The sequence below is a fragment of the Janthinobacterium sp. GW822-FHT07H11 genome (genome assembly GCF_058798615.1).
In genome coordinates this window covers 1,298,343-1,315,331 of sequence record NZ_CM179507.1, presented here as the reverse complement: position 1 = coordinate 1,315,331, position 16,989 = coordinate 1,298,343, and the positions used below count along the sequence as shown (strand labels likewise).

18 protein-coding genes are annotated in these 16,989 nt (G+C 63.1%); 6 read left to right on the top strand and 12 right to left on the bottom strand.

Going from position 1 to position 16,989, the window contains the following annotated elements; all coding sequences use genetic code 11:
* Positions 1–139: 139 nt before the first annotated feature.
* The 9 genes from AC3RCJ_RS05890 to AC3RCJ_RS05850 form a co-directional block, all read right to left on the bottom strand.
* Positions 140–1,237, bottom strand: coding sequence for a porin (locus AC3RCJ_RS05890; protein ID WP_492961606.1), 1,098 nt, complete (start codon positions 1,235–1,237; stop codon positions 140–142).
* Positions 1,238–2,163: 926 nt separating this feature from the next.
* Complete coding sequence (locus AC3RCJ_RS05885) at positions 2,164–2,670, bottom strand: nuclear transport factor 2 family protein (protein WP_492961608.1); 507 nt, start codon at positions 2,668–2,670, stop codon at positions 2,164–2,166.
* The gene (locus tag AC3RCJ_RS05880) at positions 2,667–3,434 is read right to left on the bottom strand and encodes an SDR family NAD(P)-dependent oxidoreductase (protein WP_492961610.1); all 768 of its coding nucleotides are present in this window, start codon (positions 3,432–3,434) and stop codon (positions 2,667–2,669) included. Before AC3RCJ_RS05880 ends, AC3RCJ_RS05885 begins: the two co-directional genes overlap by 4 nt.
* Positions 3,431–3,991, bottom strand: coding sequence for a DUF3833 domain-containing protein (locus tag AC3RCJ_RS05875; RefSeq protein ID WP_492961612.1), 561 nt, complete (start codon positions 3,989–3,991; stop codon positions 3,431–3,433). Before AC3RCJ_RS05875 ends, AC3RCJ_RS05880 begins: the two co-directional genes overlap by 4 nt.
* Positions 3,979–5,259, bottom strand: coding sequence for an MFS transporter (locus AC3RCJ_RS05870; protein ID WP_492961614.1), 1,281 nt, complete (start codon positions 5,257–5,259; stop codon positions 3,979–3,981). The genes AC3RCJ_RS05875 and AC3RCJ_RS05870 overlap by 13 nt, the downstream gene beginning before the upstream one ends.
* A complete protein-coding gene (locus AC3RCJ_RS05865) occupies positions 5,256–5,804 on the bottom strand; it encodes a chalcone isomerase family protein (protein ID WP_492961615.1) in 549 nt (182 codons plus the stop codon). Before AC3RCJ_RS05865 ends, AC3RCJ_RS05870 begins: the two co-directional genes overlap by 4 nt.
* Positions 5,805–5,806: 2 nt before the next feature.
* Complete coding sequence (locus tag AC3RCJ_RS05860; RefSeq protein WP_492961689.1) at positions 5,807–6,970, bottom strand: class I SAM-dependent methyltransferase; 1,164 nt, start codon at positions 6,968–6,970, stop codon at positions 5,807–5,809.
* Between the two features lie 68 nt (positions 6,971–7,038).
* A complete protein-coding gene (locus AC3RCJ_RS05855; RefSeq protein WP_492961617.1) occupies positions 7,039–7,824 on the bottom strand; it encodes a DUF1365 domain-containing protein in 786 nt (261 codons plus the stop codon).
* Complete coding sequence (locus AC3RCJ_RS05850; RefSeq protein WP_492961691.1) at positions 7,814–9,121, bottom strand: NAD(P)/FAD-dependent oxidoreductase; 1,308 nt, start codon at positions 9,119–9,121, stop codon at positions 7,814–7,816. The genes AC3RCJ_RS05855 and AC3RCJ_RS05850 overlap by 11 nt, the downstream gene beginning before the upstream one ends.
* Positions 9,122–9,320: 199 nt before the next feature.
* On the opposite strand from AC3RCJ_RS05850, the gene AC3RCJ_RS05845 reads away from it, so the two are divergent.
* The 5 genes from AC3RCJ_RS05845 (at position 9,321) to rpoH (ending at position 14,548) form a co-directional block, all read left to right on the top strand.
* A complete protein-coding gene (locus AC3RCJ_RS05845) occupies positions 9,321–10,271 on the top strand; it encodes a MerR family transcriptional regulator (RefSeq protein WP_492961619.1) in 951 nt (316 codons plus the stop codon).
* Positions 10,272–10,438: 167 nt separating this feature from the next.
* Complete coding sequence (gene ftsY, locus AC3RCJ_RS05840; protein WP_492961621.1) at positions 10,439–11,500, top strand: signal recognition particle-docking protein FtsY; 1,062 nt, start codon at positions 10,439–10,441, stop codon at positions 11,498–11,500.
* 7 nt (positions 11,501–11,507) lie between these two features.
* Positions 11,508–12,251: a cell division ATP-binding protein FtsE gene (locus tag AC3RCJ_RS05835; protein WP_492961623.1), complete on the top strand. Its 744-nt coding sequence runs from the start codon at positions 11,508–11,510 to the stop codon at positions 12,249–12,251.
* Positions 12,248–13,168 carry a permease-like cell division protein FtsX gene (ftsX, locus tag AC3RCJ_RS05830; protein ID WP_492961625.1) on the top strand — a complete coding sequence of 307 codons (921 nt, stop codon included), beginning with the start codon at positions 12,248–12,250 and terminating at the stop codon, positions 13,166–13,168. The genes AC3RCJ_RS05835 and ftsX overlap by 4 nt, the downstream gene beginning before the upstream one ends.
* Before the next feature lie 486 nt (positions 13,169–13,654).
* Positions 13,655–14,548 carry an RNA polymerase sigma factor RpoH gene (rpoH, locus tag AC3RCJ_RS05825; RefSeq protein WP_492961693.1) on the top strand — a complete coding sequence of 298 codons (894 nt, stop codon included), beginning with the start codon at positions 13,655–13,657 and terminating at the stop codon, positions 14,546–14,548.
* 90 nt (positions 14,549–14,638) lie between these two features.
* Here the strand turns inward: rpoH and AC3RCJ_RS05820 are convergent, their stop codons facing one another.
* Positions 14,639–14,905 carry a hypothetical protein gene (locus tag AC3RCJ_RS05820; protein WP_492961627.1) on the bottom strand — a complete coding sequence of 89 codons (267 nt, stop codon included), beginning with the start codon at positions 14,903–14,905 and terminating at the stop codon, positions 14,639–14,641.
* Positions 14,906–15,083: 178 nt separating this feature from the next.
* Between AC3RCJ_RS05820 and AC3RCJ_RS05815 the strand changes: the two genes are divergently transcribed.
* Positions 15,084–15,536, top strand: coding sequence for a hypothetical protein (locus tag AC3RCJ_RS05815; RefSeq protein WP_492961629.1), 453 nt, complete (start codon positions 15,084–15,086; stop codon positions 15,534–15,536).
* On the opposite strand, the gene AC3RCJ_RS05810 is transcribed toward AC3RCJ_RS05815, so the two are convergent.
* On the bottom strand, positions 15,533–15,880 hold the full coding sequence (locus AC3RCJ_RS05810) for an antibiotic biosynthesis monooxygenase family protein (RefSeq protein ID WP_492961631.1): 348 nt from the start codon (positions 15,878–15,880) through the stop codon (positions 15,533–15,535). The genes AC3RCJ_RS05815 and AC3RCJ_RS05810 overlap by 4 nt on opposite strands.
* Positions 15,877–16,983, bottom strand: a complete 1,107-nt coding sequence (locus tag AC3RCJ_RS05805) for a cytochrome P450 (RefSeq protein ID WP_492961633.1) — start codon at positions 16,981–16,983, stop codon at positions 15,877–15,879. The genes AC3RCJ_RS05810 and AC3RCJ_RS05805 overlap by 4 nt, the downstream gene beginning before the upstream one ends.
* Positions 16,984–16,989: the final 6 nt, after the last annotated feature.

Sequence of the window (16,989 nt, the reverse complement as noted above, 5' to 3'; positions counted from 1 at the left end):
TACTTTAATAACGGCAACATTATAACTGGCGCTCCATGCAAAAACGCGCCGCCAGGACTAGCCTGGAGACGCGTTTCTTTGCCGACAGACATCCCCGAGGGGACGCCTGCAGCGGTACTAAGCTTCGCTTGCGCGAATATTAGAACGAGTGACGAACACCAACGTTGAAGGCTTTGTCGCCCGAACCAACGTTGCTGTTGTTACCAACGGTGTAACCAGCGCCGTTTTTGTTCTTGATTTTAGCGTACGAAGCGTAGGTGCTGGTACGCTTCGACAGCGAGTACGAGTAGCCCAGTGCCCATTGATCAGCATCAGCGTTCGTACCGGCTTTGTCGTTCGTGCGGATGAACGAAGCCATTACGGTGCCAGCTTCGCCAACTGGTACGGTAGCGCCAACCAGGATGTTGTTGCTGTCGTTGCTGTAACCAGCGGTTTTGTAGTTGAACGAGTTGCTCGTCGAGAACGTACCGTCTGCGTTTTCCTTGGCGTTGTTAGCGATTGCGCTGTTGTCGCCTTTGTTGGAGCCGTATGCGATGTAAGCTTTTGCAACTGCGAAGTCGTAGTTAGCTGCAGCCAACCAGTTACGTGCGCTACCCGATTCGGTGGTTGCGGTGTCGTTGCTGGTGGTGTTGTAAGCCAGACGTGCGTTCAGAGGACCGTTCGAGTAGCCAACCGACGCGCCGATTTGACGGCCGATTTTGTTCGACTCAGCTTTTTCGCCGAAGGTGTAAGCCACGTCAGCGTCAAAACCGTTGAAGTTTGGCGAGGTGTACAGCACGGTGTTGCTGGTGCGGGTCAGTGCTTTCGATGGGAACAGGTTCTTGGCGGAACCAGCGTAGCCCACTGCGAATGGATCAGCAACTTTCGACAGGGTGTTGTACCAAGGCGTGTATTGACGACCCAGGGTCAGGGTACCGGTCGTTTTGCTGCTCAGACCGATGTACGATTGACGATTGAAGATCGAACCAGCTTTGTCTTGCGTACCGTTGTCAACGCCGAAACCCGATTCCAGGACGAACAGTGCCGACAGGCCGCTGCCCAGATCTTCGGTGCCTTTGAAGCCGATACGGGAAGCCGAAGCAACGCCGCTGTCCAGTTTGTTAACGTTGCCGTTAACACCGCCGCGCTCGCTGACGAAACCAGCGTCAACGGTACCGTAGATGACGACGCTCGATTGAGCTTGGGCTACGCCGGTGGCTGCTGCCAGGACTGCCAGGGTGATCAGAGTTTTTTTCATTGCGATTTCCTTTAATTTTTGAAGCAAAAAGTAATACAGCCTATGCATCTCGAGCTGCGCTCTAGCAGAGCGCTTTTTATGAGTGAGGGCAAGGTCTCCACCTGCCACATTGCTGTTCCGGTCAGAGGAACAATTCATATCGGTATCGGCACGCTATTGCACCGATAAGCTAGAAGGCTGCATAACGACCGTATTTTCGTGCGCCGGTTCGGTGCTCAAAGGGCACCGGAAGCGGCACTATAACGACCGTTTCACATTCCATCAAGTTCCAACATGTTACTTCCGGTACCAGGCCGGGGGCTTTTTCAGGCATCCCGACCATCGCTAACCGTACTGTGCGATAGAGCCAGTGCCCCTTGCCAACCAATGCATTGGCCTGATTGACCATTCCATCATAGCGCATGCCTTGTAGACACCCGTTGTATTAGTGCAACAGTATCAGGCGCATGATCAAAACATCAACATGCTTCACCCATCATTTACCGTTCATCAGTTGCGCGACAAAGCACACAATTTGTAAGGTGATAATGGATAAACGGGACGAAGCATACACCGCCTCGCCAATGTTTGCTGCGCAGGGCCCAAAAACGGGAAATAAGGCGCACTATTTTGGTGCGCTGCCGCATTATTCAGGGGCGTAGAAGAGGATTTCGACGTCGCCGCGCACGCGCGAAAAATAGGCAGAGTGACAATTCAATTACTGACTCTTCGGTAATTTAAATTGCCTTGGCAGAAATGTTTTTCGACACTTCCATGCGCGCCGACATCAAGCGAACTGAAGAACAATGCAACGACTATTGCTTGCAAATTCCGCATCAACTGAAACAATTTCTTACAATGTTGCCTTCTCAATATTTACGTTTATTTGTGTCAAAAAAACGACACTTTGACCGAAATCAAATTTTTTACTGATCGATTCCGCAGTATTAGCTTTTTCTTTTAGGAAATTTTTGCTTTAAAACACCATCCGACGTGCCCTGGCGCCGGCCTGCCCGCTTCAGCAAGCGCATGAAGCTGCCCAGCAGCGGCAACTTTTCGTACAGTTCCTCGGCCACATCCCAATAGTCGCGATGCAATACCACCCTGCCTTGCGGGTCAAAACGCACATGGGTGGCACCGCGTATGCATTGTTCGCCAGGGACCAGGCGCCGCATGCGGAAACGGAATTCCCAGGTCAGGAAAGCCTGGCCGTCGCGTTCCATGCTCTCGAGCACGATAAAACGGGGAGCATCGACCTGCACGAACATGTGCTCGAAAATGGCCAGGATGGCGGCATGGCCGCTCACTTCATTGAACGGGTCCTTGAAAGTGGCGTCGGGCGCATACACGGCCCCCAGCTGGGCCAGGCTTTCCAGGCTGAGGTTTTCATAAAATGCCACCAGGCGCGCCAGCGCGCACGGCCTGTCCGGCATCTGGCCCCCTGGGCCGCTCATATTCCCGTCACCTTGCGGATCAGCCAGAAATACAGGCGATACGGCAACAGGCGCGCCAGCCGCAGCATATTGCTGAAGCGCTTGGGAAAGTGGATGTGGAATTGTCCACGCTCAATGCCATCGAGCATGGCGGCGGCCGCGTCATGCGCCGTCATCAAGGCCGGCATCTGGAAATCATTCGCCGCTGTCAGCGGCGTCGCCACGAAGCCGGGATTGATCTGGTACACGGCGATGCCGCGCCCATGCAGGTCGAGGTACAGCGATTCCGTCAGATTGATCAGCGCCGCCTTGCTGGCGCCATACGCGAGCGCCTTGGGCAGGCCGCCGTAACCGGCCACCGAGGCGACGATGCCGATGCCGCCACTGCCCTGGCGCAGCAGCCATGGCAACACCGGCTCCAGGCAATTGAAGACGCCGCCCACGTTCAGGTCCAGCAAGCCGTGCGCCGCTGGCAGGTCGAAATCGTCGGCGCGCATGGCCTGGTAGCCGCCCGCCACCAGCAGCACCAGGTCGATGCGCGGCCATTGCCGCGCCAGTTCGGCACAGGCGGCGCGCACCTGCGCCGGCTGGGTGACATCGAGCGGCAAGGCCAGCGCCAGCGGCTGCCCTTCGCACAGCAGCTCCAGGCTGGCGCGATGGCGGGCGGACAGGGCCACGCAAGCGCCTTGGCGCAGCAGCAAGGCGGCACAGGCGGCGCCGATGCCGCTGGAAGCGCCGATGATCCAGACCCGCTTGCCGGCCCAGCTGGCTATCTTGCCGTTCATGGCGCCACCGGCGCACGCTTGCTGAAGGACAGGGTCACGGCGCCCAGGCCGAAGCCGAACTTGCTCATGGCGGCGCGGTTGAGCATGACCTTGTCATCCATCAGGAACATCCAGTCCTCGAAATCGACGTGATAAAGCGTGCCGTCGACGGGCAAGGCCAGCACGTATTGCCAGCGCAGGGCATTGCCCGCCACTTCGCCGACGGCTTGCCCGACCACATCGGGCGCCGTGCCGATGAAGCGCCCGGGCGCCGTCTTGCGCAAGGTCCACACGCGGCGCTGGCGGCTGCCGTCCGCATACGTGAAATCCTCGTCCAGGGTGCCCGTGTCGCCCTGCCAGCTGGCGCGCATCACCACGGTGAAACGCTTGAGCACCTTGCCGTAACGGTCCTGGAAGATGCCATGCGCGTCGAGGGTGCCGTTGAAATACTGCTGCAAGTCCAGCTTGGGTGTTTCCTGCGCGTAAGTGGCCGGCATGGGCGGCGTGGAGCAGGCGGCCAACGCCAGCAACAAGGCGGCCGCCGGCAGGCGGCTTTTCCAGGTGTTCATGAGGGGCATGCGAGGTTCTCCCGGTGATCGGTATATATATGTTGTAAGGGTGCGCGCCACAGCAGCAGCGCCGCCAGCAGCTTCAGGCCGCAGGGCAGCAAGGCGTAGGCGGCGGACAAGGCCGGCAAGCCGCCACGGCTCCCCGGCACATAGCCGAGCCAGGCCAGCAGGGGCAAGGCGATGCCGGCCGCCAGGGCTAGGCTCATCTGCACGCCCCAGTTCCACCAGCCGAAATACGCGGCTTCATGCCGGCCCGCATGGCCCGCCTGGCCAATCAGCCCGGCCAGCAAGGCGGGCGGCAAGGCCAGGTCAGCGCCCAGAGCCAGGCCAGACAGGAAGCAAATGGCGGCAAAACCCCAGGCGGCGCCTGCCCCCAGGCCATATGCCCAGATAAACACCAGCGTGGCCAGCAGCATGGCGCCCATCCAGGCGCGCGCTTCGCCGGCTCGGCGGGCCAGCGCCACCCACGCGGGCATCGAGGCGGCCGCCGCGCAGAAATATGCGATCAGATAGCCGCCCGCGTAATGCCCGAGTTGCAGATAGTCGGCGGCAAAGAACAGGAACAGGGTGGCGGGAATGGCCGCCGCCACGCCATTGACGAGCAGGACGGCAAACAGCCAGCGGAAGGCGCGCTGGCGAAACGGCAGGCGCCAGCCGCCGGCAGGCGCCGTCAAGGCAGGTTCGCGCCAGGCCGGACGTGGGGCGCGCGCCAGCAACAGCCAAGCTGCCGCCAGCAGGCAGGCGGCAAACGCCAGCGACAGGCCGTCATAGCCAAGCACGGATGTCAGGCCCGCCGCCACGATCACGCCCAGCAAGCCGCAGCCTTCGCGCACGGCCGTCACGCGCGCGCGCGGCCCCCGCGCCTGGGTCAGGGCCGCACCCCAGCTCTGGTAGGCGATGCCGGCCAGGCCATAGGCCGCATACACGAGCAGCAAGGCGGCCAGCAACCATGCCACGGTAGCGGCCGGCGACAAGGCGGGCGGATGAAACAGGGCGGCAAAGCCCAGCAGCAGCAAGGGCAGCGATGCGGCGACAAGCATGGCATAGCTGCGTCCGCCGCGCGCCATCCATGCACCGAGGGCAGGATCGATGAAGGCGGCGGCGATGCGGGCCGCCAGCAGCACGGCACCGATCTGCGCCAGGTCAAGACTGCTGCGCTGCGCATAAAACGGCGCCACATAGATATAGATGGGCAGCGCCAGCATGGCCAGCGGCAAGCCGAACAGGCCATAGCTGAACAGGGCGGGCAAGCTCAACGCGCCGGCGGCGGCGTTCATGGCAGCGGCGCCGCGTTCTGCAGCAAGGCCGCGCGCAGCGTCGGCGCCGTGCCCGCCGGCGACAGCCAGATGGCGAAGAAGGCGCGCGCAAAGTCGCCGTCCGGCACGTCGGCCAGCACCTGGCCATCCAGATAAAAACGCACGCCGGGCGCAATGCCGGCCCGGTAGGCGCCCGCGATGCGCTGGCCTTCCTTGACGTTAGGAAAGATACGCCGCATGGTGCCCAGCCACGACTGGCGCTGCTGCTCGGTGCCCACGCCGATCTTTTGCATCTGTTCATGGCTGGCTTCGGCGATCTTGCCGCCGTCGAGCGCGCGCGCATAGCGCAGTTCCAGCACGAAGGGCGCCGTGGCGGACGCCGCGCCCTGGTAGCCGAGCGGCCCGACCCACAGTTGCGCCTGATAAATACGCATGCCGAACCAGGTGTAGTCGCCCGCGCCCGCCAGGCGGGCTTCGGGCACGTCGGCAGCGACATGGGCCGGGGGCGCGGCCACGGCACCGGCCGTGGTCAACGACAACACGACAATGGCAAGCCAGCGGCGCATGCTCACTCCTTCAGCAAGGTAAATTGCATCACGTCCGTGTTGTGCGCCAGGAAGGCGGCCTCGCAATACGCGAGGTAAAACTCCCAGGTCAGCAGGAAGCGACCGTCGAACCCCTGCTTTTCCAGCGCCGTGCGCTGGGCCAGGAAGCGGGCGCGCCACTGGCGCAGGGTTTCCGCGTAATCGAGGCCAAAGCTGAACGCTTCCACCACGCGCAAGCCCTGCGCTTCGGCGCCGCGGCGAAATTCGGCCGGCGATGGCAACATGCCGCCCGGAAAAATGTACTGCTGGATGAAATCCGTGCTCTTGCTGTAGCGCTCGAACAATTCATCGGCGATGACGATGGTCTGGATGCAGGCCCGTCCGCCCCGCTTCAGGTTGCGCGCCACACAGGCAAAATAGCCGGGCCAGTAGCTTTGTCCCACGGCTTCGAACATTTCGATCGAGGCGATGGCATCGTACTGGCCATGGCTGTCGCGGTAATCGCACAGCTGCAAATCGGCCTGCGCCGCCAGCCCCGCGTCGTGCAGGCGCTGGCGCGCGTAAGCAAGTTGCTCGGTGGACAGGGTCAGCCCCGTGACATGGGCGCCGTAGTCGCGCGCCGCCGTTTCCGCAAAGCCGCCCCAGCCGCAACCGATTTCCAGCACGCGCGGGCGCGGCTGCAGCTGCAGCTGCTCGGCGATGCGCCGGTATTTCGCCTGCTGCGCCTGTTCCAGGCTGGCGCCTTCGCTGAACAGGGCGCTCGAGTATGTCATCGACGGGTCCAGCCATAATTGATAGAAAGCGTTGCCGATGTCGTAATGGGCGTGGATATTCTTCTTGCTGCCGGTACGCGAATTGCGGTTGAGCACGTGCCGCAGCTTGTAGGCCAGGCGGCCCCACCAGTTTCCGTAGATCAATGATTCCATCTGGTCGCGGTTGCGTATCATCAATTCGATCAGGCCCGGCAAATTGTCCGTGCGCCAGTCGCCCGCGATAAACGTTTCAGCAAAGCCGATGTCGCCCGAGCGCAGGACGGCCGCGCACAGGCGCCAGTTGTGCAAGTCCAGGGTGACGGGATTGCCGCCGTCGCCATACAGCAGGACGCTGCCGTCGGGCGTACGCAGGCGCAAGGTGCCGCATTGCAATTTTTCCAGCAGGCGCAAAATCACGCGCCCGGCGGCGGGCATGTCCAGGTGCGCGTGCTCATGGCAGGCGTGGCTGCGTGCCTGCAGGCAGCTCGGCAGGGAATCGGAACTCATCGGGACACCTTTTCTTGTGGGGGGAGGGGCTTGCTGACAAACGGCACGCGGCGCAGCCACAGGCGCAGCGCCTGCCAGTGGATGCGCGCCATCACGCCAAACGTCATGAAGGGATAGCGCAGCAAGGCGCCGGAAATGGCCATGTCGTCCAGGCGGCCGGCCGTGCCGGACAAGCTTGTCCGCAGCAGCGGACCGTCCAGGTCATCGTAATCGACCCGCGCCAGGTGGCGTTCGCCGCCCTTGTCACCGTTGCGCAGGAAACGGAAGCGGTACTGTCCTTCCACCTGGCAAAACGGCGAGACGTGGAAGATTTTCTTGGCGACCAGTTCGCTGCCATACGCGATGGGCCCGCCCTGTTCGAGCAAATACAAATGGCGCTCGCCAAAGGTATTGCGCACGTCGCACAGCACGGCGCGCAGCGCGCCGTCCGGGCGGTGGCAAAACCAGAAACTGACGGGATTGAAGACGTAACCGAACACGCGCGGCATGGTTTGCAGCCAGATTTCGCCGTTCGCATCCGTCACGCCCTGCTGGCGCAGCAGGCCGTCTATCCACTGCAGCAGCGGCGCTTCCCCATCGCCATGGTCGCTGTCGCGGAAAGACAGCAGATTGGCGCCGTTGCGCGAGATCAGACGGGCGGGAAAATCCTGCGTGCCCATGCTGCGCAGGGGCAGGCGCACATAATAGATGCCGTAGCTGAAGGCATGCGCGCGCGGACGCAGGCGCGCATGGCGCACCTGGCCCAGGCACAGCTGCGGCTGCGGCGATGGCTCAGGCGGCATGGCCCAGCTCCGCCGCCATGCCATTGAGCACTTGCGCCACCGCCAGGCCCGACTTCAAGCCATCCTCATGGAAACCATAACCCGTCCAGGCCCCCGCAAACCAGGTGTGCTGCGCGCCCTGGAAACCGGCCAGGCGCGCCTGGGCCGCGATGGCCGCGCCATCGAACACGGGATGTGCGTAGGAAAACTCGTCGATCACCTTGGCCGGGTCCGGCTCGTCCAGGGGATTGAGCGAGACAATGACCGGCGTCGTGAACGGCAGCGGCTGCAACTGGTTCAACAGATAGTGCACGCACACGTACGGCGCCTCGCCCTCCCCTGCCGCCCGGCCCTGGTAATTCCAGGCCGACCAGGCGCGGCGGCGCTGCGGCAGGCAGGAGGCATCCGTGTGCAGCACGGCCCGGTTCGGCTGGTAGCGTACGGCTTCGAGCACGCAGCGCTCGTCATCGCGGCAGTCCGCCAGCAGGGCCAGCGACTGGTCGCTGTGGCAGGCGAGCACCACGTGATCGACATGTTCGACGCCGGCCGCCGTGTGCAGCTCGACCATGCGCGCGCCGCCGTGCCCCTGGCGGCGCACGGCCAGCACGGGACAGGCCAGGCGCTGCTGCGGGATGCCCGCCAGCAATTTTTCCACGTACACGCGCGAACCGCCCCGCACCGTGCGCCATTGTGGCCGGTCATTGACCTGCAGCAAACCATGGTTGTGGCAGAAACGGATGAAGGTGGCCAGCGGAAAGGCCAGCATCTGGCGCGCCGGGCATGACCAGATGCAGGCCGCCATCGGCAGCAGATACCAGTGGCGGAATTCGGCGCCATAGCCGTGCAGGTCGAGGAACTCGCCCAGCGACAGGGCCGGCGCCGGCATGCTCGCCATGGCCAGGGCGCTGGCCTGGCGGTTGAAGCGCACGATATCGCGCAGCATGCGCAGGAAGGCGGGGCGCAGCAGGTTGCTGCGCTGGGTAAACACCGTATCGAAATTGGCGCCCGCCCATTCCAGCACGCGGTCATTCGCGGCAGTGCCCAGCGGCATCTTCACGGAAAACGACATGTCGCTGTCGGCCGCCTCGACGCCCAGTTCCTCGAACAGCCGGACCAGGTGCGGGTAAGTGGCATGGTTAAACACGAGGAAACCCGTGTCGATGCCATGCGTGGCGCCATCGAGCGTGACGTCGACCGTGTGGCTGTGGCCGCCAAAATAATCGCCCGCCTCATACAGGGTGACGTCCTGGCCCGCCTGCGCCAGGCGATACGCACACGACAGGCCGGCAATGCCCGCACCAACGACAGCAATTTTCATCATGGCACCATATCAAGTTTGTCCTGGACAAATCAGACTTAGCGCATAGTCGATTAAATCTTGATCTATGTCAATCCGGGTCTGGCAGTTCAGGAACTTATACGCAAGCCATTTCAAAACGGATTCAGCCATTTGGTACGGCGCGGCGGAAGGCGTAAAATGCATGCCACGTTCTTCCGCAAGCGAGCAAAAACCTGGCATGGATACTGACCTGCAAACGCTGCAACCCCCTTCCGCCTTCAGCATCAGCGACGTCGAGCGCGATACAGGGCTGGCCAAGGAAACCTTGCGCGTGTGGGAACGCCGCTACGCCTTCCCCCAGCCACAGCGCGATGCCTTTGGCGAACGCAGCTATCCGGCGGAACAGGTGCAAAAGCTGCGCATGGTAAAGCGCCTGCTGGACTTGGGCTTTCGCCCCGGCAAGATCATGCAGCACACCATCGTGCAGCTGCAGCAACTGGCTGGCACGGGCGCCAGCGCCCCGCAACAGCCGCAACCGCAAATCGAGCACTATCTGGCCTTGTGCCGCAGCCACCAGATGACGGAACTCGGCATGGCCCTGCGCCAGGCGCTGGCCGTACTGGGCTTGAAAGCGTTCACCATCGAGGTCATCGCCCCCCTCACCAGCCTGGTCGGCGAGGCATGGGCCTGCGGCGACCTGGCTGTGTATGAAGAACATCTGTATAGCGAAACCCTGCAGACCGTGATGCGCCACGCCATTTTTTCGCTGCCACAGGCAAGCAGCCCCAGCCTTCGTAGCCCGCGCATCGTGCTGACCACCTTGCCGCAGGAACGCCACGGCCTCGGCTTGCTGATGGCCGAGGCGCTGTGCGTGGCAGCGGGCGCCCACTGCATGTCGCTGGGCGTGGAAACGCCGCTGAGCGATATCGCCATCGCTGCCCGCGCACAGCGGGCCGACATCGTGGCGCTGTCCTTTTCCAGCGCCAGCAAGGAAAGGCAGACGCGCGACAGCCTGCAGCAGCTGCACGCCTGCCTGCCGGCCCAGGTCGAACTGTGGGCCGGCGGACGCAGCCCCGTGCTCCACAAGCGTGCGCCGTCCTTCCTGCACGTGCTCGACTTGCGCCAGGTGGAGGAAAGCATTGCCGACTGGCGCCGCCGCCACCAGGCCGAGGCCCTGCAAACGCACTGATTGCGCGGTGACTGCGGCACAACTGCGGCGAACTTCGCGCATGCGCGCGCAATGTTGCCAATCGAACAGTAAAGCATGAAGCGCCGGGCGCGCTCTGGTAGAATAGCCCGTATCAACAGTGTCCGGCGCCGCCGGGCCTAAGGTCAGCACCCGCCACCACTCAATCCATGTTTAGTTTCTTCAAGAAAAAACCTGCCGCTCCGGAAACCGCTCCTGTCAGTGTCGAGCCCGCTCCTCCTCCCGCCGCCCTTGCACCAGCCGCGCCGCCATCGGGCGCCCTGACGGGTGCGCCGGCCGACGTGGTGCCCGTGATCGTTGCCACCGAGCCAGAAAAAAAATCCTGGATGGCGCGCCTGAAGGCGGGCTTGTCGAAGACGTCGAATACCCTGTCCGTGCTGTTCGTGGGGGCCAAGATCGACGATGCCCTGTACGAAGAGCTGGAAGCGGCGCTGCTGATGTCGGACGCCGGCATCGACGCCACCGACTACCTGCTCACGGCACTGAAGAAAAAGGTCAAGGAAGACAAGCTGCTCGACGCCGCCGCCGTCAAGGCCGCCCTGAAAGTGCTGCTGATCGAGCTGTTGTCGCCGCTGGAAAAACGCTTCGAGCTGGGCCGCCACAAGCCGCTGGTGATGATGATTTCCGGCGTGAATGGCGCCGGCAAGACCACCACCATCGGCAAGCTGGCCAAGCACATGCAGTCGAACAACCAGTCCGTGCTGCTGGCCGCGGGCGACACCTTCCGCGCCGCCGCGCGCGAACAATTGATGGTCTGGGGCGAGCGCAACAACGTCACCGTGATTTCGCAGGAATCGGGCGACCCGGCCGCCGTGGCCTACGACTCGGTGCAATCGGCGAAAGCGCGCGGCATCGACGTGGTGATGGTCGACACGGCCGGCCGCCTGCCGACACAGTTGCACCTGATGGAAGAATTGAAGAAAATCAAGCGCGTGATCGGCAAGGGCATGGAGGGCGCGCCGCATGAAACGCTGCTCGTCATCGACGGCAACACGGGCCAGAACGCCCTCACGCAAGTGAAGGCGTTTGATGACGCCCTGCAGCTGAGCGGCCTGGTGATCACCAAGCTGGACGGCACGGCCAAGGGCGGCGTGCTGGCGGCGATCGCCCGCGTGCGCCCCGTGCCCGTGTATTTCATCGGCATCGGTGAGAAAATTGAAGACTTGCAGCCTTTCGTGGCTGCCGAATTTGTCGAAGCGCTGCTCGGATAAGCCTCACATGATTGAATTTCAGCACGTCTCCAAGCAATACTCCCCCGACGCAGTGGCGCTCAGCGACATTTCGCTGAGCATTGCGAAAGGCGAGCTGGTCTTTCTGGCCGGGCCATCGGGCGCCGGCAAGTCCACCTTGCTGAAAATGATCGCCGCCATGGAACGCCCCACCTCGGGCAAGCTGATCGTCAATGGCCAGGACATGGCGAAGATCAAGCCGGCCGGCGTGCCCTTCCTGCGCCGCAACATGGGCCTGATCTTCCAGCAGCAAAAATTGCTGAACGACCGCTCCATCCTCGCCAACGTCATGCTGCCGCTGCTCGTCGTCGGGGCGCCAAAGGCTGCCGCCGAGCAGCGCGCGCGCGCCGCGCTCGATAAGGTCGGGCTGCTCGACCGCGCGCTGGCGCGCCCGCTGTCGCTGTCGGGCGGCGAGCAGCAGCGCGTGTCGATCGCGCGCGCCATCGTCAACCGGCCGCAGATCATCCTGGCCGACGAACCGACGGCCAACCTGGACCGCGCCAGCGCCGACAAGGTGCTCGACGCCCTCAAAGCGTTCCACTCCGTGGGCGTGACCTGCCTCATCTCCAGCCACGACGAACAGATGCTCGACGCCGCCGCCCGCGTGATCCACCTGAAGAACGGCCAATTGGTCGCCATCGACAAGGCCACGCAGGCGCCCGTGTTCGCCCCGCCCGATCCCGATTTCGCGCCCGCCCCCGGCCTGGACGACGCGCAGGGAGAACAGCCATGAGAGGCTGGTTCCGTCAACACCGCTTCGCGCTGGGCTCGGCGCTGATCCACCTGCGCAAGTCGCCTGGCGGTTTCCTGCTCAATGTCTTTGTCGTCGCCATCGCCCTGTCGCTGCCGTTTGCCGGCTTGACCATGCTCGACAATGTGCGCCCCATGTCGGAACAGATGTCGGTCGACCCGGAGATCAGCGTCTTCCTGAAAATCGACACGCCGCGCGACCAGGCCGTGGCCCTGGCCGGCGAAATGCGCAAGATCGTGCACGACAAGAAGGCCAAGATCGTCTTCATCCCGCGCGAACAGGCGCTCGATACGCTGAAGAACAAGAGCGGCCTGGCCGACGTGCTGAGCACGCTGGGCGACAATCCCTTGCCAGACAGCTATGTCCTCAAGCTCGACGCCTTCAATACGGCCAGCGAGGCGCAGGATGTCGACGCCGTGGCGGAACAGCTGCGCCAGTTGCCCGGCGTGGAATCGGCGCAAGTCGATTCGGCCTGGGTCAAGCGCCTGGCGGCCCTGCTCGGCGTGCTGCGCCTGGTCTTGCTGCTGCTGGCCATTACCCTGGGCGTGGCCGTGATCGCCGTGGTCTTCAATACCATCCGCCTGCAGGTGATGCAGCAGCGCGACGAGATCAGCATCTCGAAACTGATCGGCGCCACCGACACCTTCATCCACCGCCCCTTCTATTACACGGGCGCGCTGCTGGGCCTGTGCGCCGGCGCCGTGGCCCTGGGTGCCGTGGCACTGGCCTTGCAACCGCTCAATACCGCGATTGCCGAATTTGCCCGTTTATATGCGTCGGAATTCCAGCTGGTGCCGCTGGCGCCGCTGCCGATGGCCGGCTTGCTGGCCCTGAGCGCGGGCCTGGGCCTGATCGGCGCCTTCCTGTGCGTGCAGCGCCACCTGGCGCGCCTGAACTGACCTTCCCTGCCATGGCGGCGCCCCAGGCGTCGCCATGCGCCTCAGCCTCGCCTTGCTTTTTTGCCATTCCCCACATATTGTGGTTATCTTGATATTTAACAAGTATTCTTAAGGTTCGCTTCAGCCAGAGGCCGTAGACTAGCCATGTTGACGAAAAGAACCGTGCAGCGCTTTCGGGCGCGGCCGAACAGGTGCACACTGCAGTCACCATGGGCCCTGGCGGCACCTTTCAGATAAATTATTAACTAGTAAATCGCCATAGTATTTAGGCTATCAGGACGATTAAATGTGCTGATTGGCACTCTCAGGCAGAGAGTGCTAATATAGGGACATACCAATAGCAGAACCGCCATGAGCGCCAGATGTAGATGGAGCCGCGATCTGTAAAGTGCAAGACCGGATACGCAAGAAGAAGCTACAAGCAGGCCATGTCGCGTGACATGGCCAACTGGAACAAAGCAAGACTACGAGGGAGAAAACATGACTATGATGTCCGCAACGTCCGCATTGGTTCCGACCAAAAATAATGCGCTGGGCCTCGGGTTCACCGGCAATCTGGGCAATATCGACGCCTATATCTCGGCCGTGAACCGTCTGCCCATGTTGACCCACGACGAAGAAATTTCGCTGGCGAAACGCCTGCGCGAAAAAAATGACCTGGCCGCCGCGCAGGAGCTGGTGCTGTCGCACCTGCGCCTGGTGGTCTCGATTGCCCGCGGCTACCTGGGCTATGGCTTGCCGCACGCCGACCTGATTCAGGAAGGCAATATCGGCCTGATGAAGGCCGTGAAACGTTTCGATCCGGACCAGGGCGTGCGCCTGGTGTCGTACGCCATGCACTGGGTGAAAGCCGAGATGCACGAGTACATCCTGAAAAACTGGCGCCTGGTCAAGGTCGCGACGACGAAGGCACAGCGCAAGCTGTTCTTCAACCTGCGCAGCCACAAGACGGGCCTGGACGCGATGACGCCGAAGCAGATCGATGCGCTGGCCAAGCTGCTCGACGTGAAGCGCGAAGAAGTGATCGAGATGGAAACGCGTTTGAGCGGCCGCGACATCGCGCTGGAATCGCCGACCGACGATGAGGACGACAAGTTTTCGCCGATCGCCTACCTGTCGTCGGAGCAAAGCGAGCCGACCAAGGTGCTGGAAGCGGAGCAGGTGACGCGTTTGCAATCGGAAGGCCTGGAAACGGCCCTGGGCAAGCTGGACGACCGTTCGCGCCGCATCATCGAAGCGCGCTGGCTGGCCAACGACGACGGCTCCGGCGCCACCCTGCACACGCTGGCCGAAGAGTTTGGCGTATCGGCCGAACGCATCCGCCAGATTGAAGTGGCGGCATTGAAAAAAATGAAGGGCGCGCTGGCGGCCTACGTATAAGGCACGGCAGGGCCGCAGTGAAAAAGGCGCCGCAAGGCGCCTTTTAGTTTTGAACCTTGATGTTTATCAACAGATAAACATGGTCGGCCGTTAAGCTGCAGCCAAGCCCTTGGCGAGCAGCTCGGCGACCAATTCATTCAGATCCGTGCCGCCTTCCTTGGCCAGCGTCTGCAATTGCAACACCAGGTCGCTATTGAGCTTGACGGCGAACGGCACCAGGCCCAGGGCCTGGTCGCGCTTGCGCTGCTCGCGGCGGTCGACGACCACCGCTTCCTTACCGAATGCACCGGCGCCGGGAACATTCATCTTTCCCATCAGTTTCTTGGCATCGCTTTTCGCCAGGGCAGTTTTTTTCATGGTTGTTTCCTGATTTTCAAAACAGCCATTCTACGCAGTAATCGGCGTGCCGCGTGGCCGGCGCGTCAATTCATCCACGACACGCCAATGGCGCGCCAGAAAAATATCATTTTGTTATGATTATTGTTATCTTGCGCGTCAACGCCACGCCGAAGATGCTCTATCTGAAAGGAAAAACATGCATTCCCTCCATCCACCATATCGCCGCTACCTGCTCCCCCTGCTCATCGCCTGCCTGGCCATGCTGGCTGGCTGCGGCGCGGCCGGCAGCGCCGGCGACGCGGAAAACACGCCGCGCAGCGTCACCCACGTGCTCTCGCCCGGCGAGCAAGTGGCCATCACGGCCACCGATACGCTCAAGCTCGAGCGCGTCAACGACAGCCGCTGCCGCCAGGGCGCCGTGTGCGTGTGGAAAGGCTACGTCAGCTACAGCTTCAGCTTGCTCAACAGCGCAGGCAGCACCGACATCGTCCTATCCGATTCCATGCCCGGCGCCGCCAGTTCCGTCACCGTCAAACATTTGACGTTCACCCTGCTCGACGTCGACCCGGCCACGCCGCCCGCCCTGAATGCGGCCGCGCCCACCTACCGGGTCAAGGTGAAGATCACGCAGGGCGCGCTGCCCCGCTAAACACCGTGGCGGCGCTGGCTGTCGGCGGGCGCCTGCTGTCGCTCCAGCATGCCGTAATCGCGCACCACGCCGGCGATGCGCAGCCGGTAATCGTCGAACACGCCCTGCCGGCCGGCCGATTGCGCCACCCGGTGCGCCTCCAGCTGCCGCCACTGCGCCAGCGCCGCTTCGTCGCGAAAGAAAGACAGCGACAGCAATTTGCCTGGCTCGCTCAGGCTGCCAAAGCGTTCGATGGAAATGAAACCGTCGACCTCGTCGAGCAAGGGCCGCAGAGATGCCGCCAAGTCCAGGTACTGCTGGCGCCCTTCGGCGCTGGGCCAGACCTCAAAAATCACGGCGATCATGCTGTTTCTCCAGCGCTGAAGACGGGGATGCGGGCGTTCAGCGAAGGCAAATAACTCCATGCCAGCGGCATGTCTTCCAGCCCATCGGCCCATGCCTGCAGGCATGCCGTGGCGATGGTCTGCGCGATGGGCTGGCCCGGACAGGCGTGGCGGCCATGGCCAAAGCCCGACTCCGCCTGGCCGGCGCTGGCCAGCACGACGACGATCATCTGCCCGGCCGGTATGCGCACGCCGTGCAATGCCACGGCATCGGCCGTGTAGCGGCGCGTGTTGTGGATGGCGGGATCATGCCGAGCCACCTCGCGCAGCATGGCCGGCCACAGCCGGGGCGCGGCACGCACTTGCGTGGACAATTCAGGCTGCACGCGCAAGGCCACGACGGCATTGCCCAGCAAGCCGGCCGTGGCGTCGCAGGTCTGCGACAGCAAGCCCACGAAGTTGGCCAGCACGCCGCCAGACGCCTGCCAGCCCACGGCATCCGCCCCGGTCACGATGTCATGCAGCAAGCTGCCGGGCAAGGCATCCGCCTCGCGCAGCAAGGCGGTGAAACCATGCAACAGGGCATCGGCCGCTTGCTGCGCGTCGGCCAGTTGTTCTCCATTGCTCAGCGGCGACAAACAGGCGACAAAGTCGCGCGTCCAGGCGGCCAGCGCCGGCCATTGCGCTGGCGCAAAGCCCAGCAAGTCCGCCATGGCGAACAGGGGCAGCTCAAAAATCGCCTCGTTCAGCTGCGCGGCGCTGGCCGGAACGCGGTCGCCGGCAAACTGCATCGCCCGTCCATGCAGGCGCGCCAGGTCCACCTGGCCCAGCGCGCGTGCCAGCACCTGTTTCGGCACGGCGTGCCGCTCGCCCTCGTTCATGCGCACCAGTTCGGCAAAGATCGCGCCGCACGGCGTGCCTGCCAGGTTGAGCGGCACGGCCTGCCCCAGTGGGCGCACGCGGCAAGCGGGATGCTCGAGGACGGCCCGCACGCCAACGGCTCCCGTTGCCAGCCAGCAATCGAGCGACGTCTCGAAACGCAGGGGCGGGCCTTCCGCCAGGCGGCGATAGTAGTCATACGGCGCCGCGTGGGTGACGGCGGAAAAAGGGTCGGCGAGCGGCATGCGCAT